2 protein-coding genes are annotated in these 4,413 nt (G+C 72.8%); both read right to left on the reverse strand.

Annotated elements, in window-relative coordinates; translation table 11 throughout:
• Positions 1–34: 34 nt before the first annotated feature.
• A complete protein-coding gene (locus AOK15_RS39395; RefSeq protein WP_167738915.1) occupies positions 35–2,764 on the reverse strand; it encodes a sensor histidine kinase in 2,730 nt (909 codons plus the stop codon).
• Between the two features lie 267 nt (positions 2,765–3,031).
• Entirely contained in the window at positions 3,032–4,216 is a 1,185-nt protein-coding gene (locus AOK15_RS39400; RefSeq protein ID WP_055523832.1) for an FAD-dependent oxidoreductase, read from the reverse strand.
• Positions 4,217–4,413: the final 197 nt, after the last annotated feature.

The raw sequence follows: 4,413 nt of genomic DNA on the forward strand, positions 1-4,413 counted from the left end.
GCGCCGGGGGGTGGGGCGCCGGGGGGAGCACCCGTCAGGTGGCGCCGGGGCCGCGCGGTGGTGCCTGCCGGTCGTCGTTGCCGTCCGGCCCGCCCGGCTCGGAGAGCCGGGCCCGCTTCAGCCCCTGCTGGATTGCGATCATGGCGCGCGCCGAGGCGTCGGGGGAGAGCCCCGCCTCGGTGTCGCCTTCCCGCAGACCGTCCGCTGCTTCCTTGCGGAGCTGCTGTGCGAGGCTCGCACCCCGGGTCCGCTGGGGCAGGACCTGGGGTGTGGTCAGAGGACCGGAGGAGGTGCCCCGGCCGGACGCGGCGGGGGAGGAGTGCCCGGTCATGGCACCCGACCCGGAGGTGGCGGGCCCGAGCCCGGCACCTCCTCCGCTTCCGTACTGGGGTCCGCTTCCGGTCCCGTACTCCGTTCCGGCGCTCGTCCGGGAGCCGGAGCCGTACTCGGATCCGCCGCCGTATCCGGCGCCCGGACCCTGGTGTGCCGCGCCGGCCGTGCCGCCACCACTGGTCATGGTGGTGAGCGGCGCGGTGGTCTGCCCGGCGGGCGCGGTGTGGTGCGGGACGGGCTCCTGAGGGGGAGCCCAGTCGGTGGTGCCCGGGGACGGGGGCATCAGGGGCGCCGATTCGGGTGGCAACAGACCGGCACCTCCGTAATCGGGGAATCCGCTGTGGTCCGGCATCCGGGTGTCCGTCAGCAGGTTCCCGGGGGCCGCCAGCGGGTCGGCGCCGCCGGAGACGGCACCGGCGCCCACCCCGGCGAGCACTCCGGCGCTCTGCGGCTCGGACACGTCGGAGACGGCGCGCCCGCCCCCGCCGAGCCCGCTGTGCTCGCCGCCGGCGGAGGACACCGCCGCCATGTTCGACGCGGCGGCCGCCGATGTGAGCTGGTCGAGGACCGGCGAGTCCACCTCCTCCAGGAGGTCCGCCGGCAGCAGTACGACGACGAGCGTGCCGCCGTACACCGACTCGCGCAGTTCCACCTTGATGTTGTTGCGCTCGGCGAGCCGCGCCACCACGAAGTGCCCGAGGCGCGGGTCCTCGCCCAGGGCGGTCATGTCGAGCTTCGGCGGGTGGGCGAGGAGGTGGTTCGCCTTGTGCCGCAACTCCTCCGGCACACCCAGGCCGTGGTCCTCGACATGGATGGCCAGGCCCTTGGCGACCTTGGTGGCGCTGACGAACACCTGGGTGTCCGGCGGCGAGAAGCTGGTGCCGTTCTCGATGAGTTCGGCGAGCAGATGCGTCACGTCCGACACGGCCCGCCCGGTCAGGGCGAGCCGACGGTCGGCCGGCTGGTTCTTGATCTTGACGCGGGTGTACGCCTCGGTCTCCGCGACCGCGCTGCGCATCACGTCGGTGATGGAGACGGGCGCCGTCATCCGGCGGGTGGGCGGCGAACCGGAGAGGATCACCAGGTTCTCCGCGTGCCGGCGGACACGGGTGGCGAGGTGGTCGACCTTGAAGATGTCCTTCAGCAGGTCGGAGTCCTCGTGCTTGCGCTCCAGGTCGTCCAGGAGCGAGATGAGGCGGTGGATCAGGATCTGCGTCCGGCGGATCAGCTGGGCGAAGACCTTCTCGGAGCCCTCCCGGCCGAGGCTCTGACGTACCGCGCTCTCGGCGGCGACCCGCCCCAGGTGCTCGATGGCGCCGGCGAGCCGCTCCATCTCGTCCGCCGACGGCTGCCGGCCGGCGGCGAGGGACTCGGGTTCTATCCGCTCGCCGCGCTCTATTCGGGCCAGCAGCTGCGGCAGCCAGACGTCCGACAGCTCCTCGGTCCTGCGCTGGAGGTCGGTGATCCGGCGCAGCGTGGAGCGCCGGCCGCGGGAGGCCAGCAGGGCTCCGGCGGTCAGCGCGATCAGGGTGGCGGCGGACCCCAGCAGGGTGGCGAGGAGCAGGTCGTCGGCGCGCTGCGAACCGGCGTCGGCGACGCCCCGCACGGACTCGGCGCCCAGCGACTGGAGATCGCCGATGACGCCCTCGCTCGCACCGGGCCAGGTCGGTGCCTGCCGGGGCAGGGCGGTGCCCTCGCCGTTGGTCATGGCGTCCTCGACGACGCCGATGGTGGTCCACTGCGCGCTGTCGGTGATCTCCCCGTAGGAGGCGGCGCCGCCGACGGGGAGATCACGGGCGTTGAGCGCCGCGCGGATCTCCTGCTGGATCGCCAGGTACTGGGAGAACCGGGTGCGTGCCTGCGGGGTCAGCTTGCGCGAGGGCAGCGCGCCGGAGATCAGCGCGTCCTCGCGGGAGAGCATCTCGGTGAGCCGGACGACCGCCGTGGTGGCCTCGGCGGAGTGGGCGCGGGTTCCGTCGTTGCTGCTGACGGCCGCGCCGAACAGGTTCACCCCGGCCTGCACGGTGCCGGTGAAGTACTGGAAGGCGCCGTCGCCGTCGAGTTGCCGGTCGTCGATCGCGGAACGCCGGTCCGCGAGGTCGTCCAGCGCGTCGTCGAGCTTCTCCGCCAGGTTCCGCAACCGGGGGGTGTCGAGCGCGGACATGGACGCCTTGCGGTACGAGGTGACCGCGGCGTCCGTCTTCTCGCGGGCCACGTCCAGCTTCGAACGGTCCGACCCTGCCCGGCTCGTCTGCCACACGGCCGTGAGCCGGCGCTCCTCCTGGAGCCGGGACAGCACGGTCTGCGCGGGCGCGGCGACGGAGGTGGCCCGGTCCGACTCGGCCCACAACTGGATCTGCTCGTCGACGAGTCCGGCCGCCGTGTAGCCCCAGATCCCCGTGGCGAGGACCGCGGGGACGACGAACGGCACGACGAACGAGTACCGGAGGGATGTGCGAGAGGCGGACCGATGACGTGTCCGCCGGTCGCGGGTGCCTGGCATCTGATTCCTCGTACGACAGCGAAAATCCGATGGCGGTCAGGGGTGGCGCATGGTGTCCGACATCCCCCCTGTACGCCGACTTGACACGCCGTCGGCAAATGTCAGCGGCCGTGGGGAACCGTATCAGGCCCCATGCCTGACCGTCAGCATCCGCTTGACCGCAACCAACTGCTCAAGGGCATGAGTTGACGAAGATCACAAAAGGGCGAGCAGCTTGGGGGTGTACAAGGCGCTCGCCGTGCCGATACCGGCCACCGTGTCGAAGTAGATGGACGTCAGTTCGGGGTCCTGTCGCACGGCCCGCAACAGGGACAACCGTTGCTCGTGGGGCTCCAGTCGGGCAACCCCCAGGGTCGCGTCGTACCCCGGAGTGAGAGCGGCGTCACGTTCCTCGGCGTACGCGTCGAGCGCCGTGTCGAGGGCCGCGGGGTCGCCGCCGAGACGGGGACCGGCGTGCTTCGCCAGGGATTCCGCTTGTTGAAACGCGTCAGTGATGCCGCGGGCGGTGATCGAGTCCTTGTGATGGCCGGAGTCCCCGACCAGCGCCCAACCGGGCCCGGCAGCCTGCCGGAAGAAGTTCCGCTGGTCGCCCGTTCCGCGCAGCCGCTCCACCGGTTCCCGGTCCGCGATCCGTTCGTACAGGGCGGGCGCGGTGGTGCGGACCTGCTCCCGGTAGGCCGAGCAGGCGTCGGAGCGGATCTCGTCGAAGCGGGCCTGCGGGAAGTAGGCGAGGACGAGGGTCGCGTCGTCGTTGGTGGCGACGGCCGCCACCCAGGAGCCGGTGCTCTCGTACAGCTCCAACGACGCCGGCACGTCCGTGTAGTAGGCGTAGTACGCGCAGGTCAGCCGCTCGTCCTCCAGGGTGAACGGGGCCTTCGCGAGGTCGGCGACGGTGGAGCGCATGCCGTCGGCGCCGACGACCAGGTGGGCGCGTTCGCGGAAGGGCCGTCCGTCGTGTCTGCCCTCCACACCGACGACCCGGCCGGAGGTGTCGTGGAGCAGGCCGGTGACCACGCACTTCTCCCGGTACTCGACTCCGGCCGCGACCGCCGCCTCCACCAGGACCGGGTCGAGGACCCGGCGCCGGGGCGCGTACGCGGCGCGCTGTCCCTCCACTCCGCGGGCGCAGCCCTCCAGCCGTATGTCCGCCACCTCGTAGCTCACCCGGTCGAGCGGTGGGCAGCCGGTGGCGCGGACGGCGTCGAGGAGGCCCCAGCGGGCGAGGGCGGCGACCCCCGGCTGGTGGATGAGGTGGGTGGACAGGGTGTCCGAGCCGAAGGCCCCCTTGTCGAGCAGGAGGACGCGGTGGCCGGCGCGGGCCAGCAGCATGGCGGTCGGGGCTCCGGCGCAGCGCGCCCCTACCACGATGGCGTCGAACATGTGGGCCTCACTACATAGGTGAATGTCGGAAGGGGAGCGGACGGGCCGGCGGTGGGAGTGGGGGTGCCGACGAGGGGTGCGGGGACCGGCACGCCGGGTGCGGCCGGTCCCTCCGGGAACGCGAAAACCCCCGAGAGGCGCGTGCGGACGCCCCCGGGCCGCGTGCGGACGCCCCGGGGGAGGGGGCGGTGCGCGGT

Source organism: Streptomyces ossamyceticus (assembly GCF_001418475.1).
GTDB lineage: Bacteria > Actinomycetota > Actinomycetes > Streptomycetales > Streptomycetaceae > Streptomyces > Streptomyces ossamyceticus.

What these genes read in the sequence shown, in the direction of transcription:
- AOK15_RS39400 (WP_055523832.1), bottom strand. Translation starts at nt 4,216, where the DNA reads ATGTTCGACGCCATCGTGGTAGGGGCGCGCTGCGCCGGAGCCCCGACC.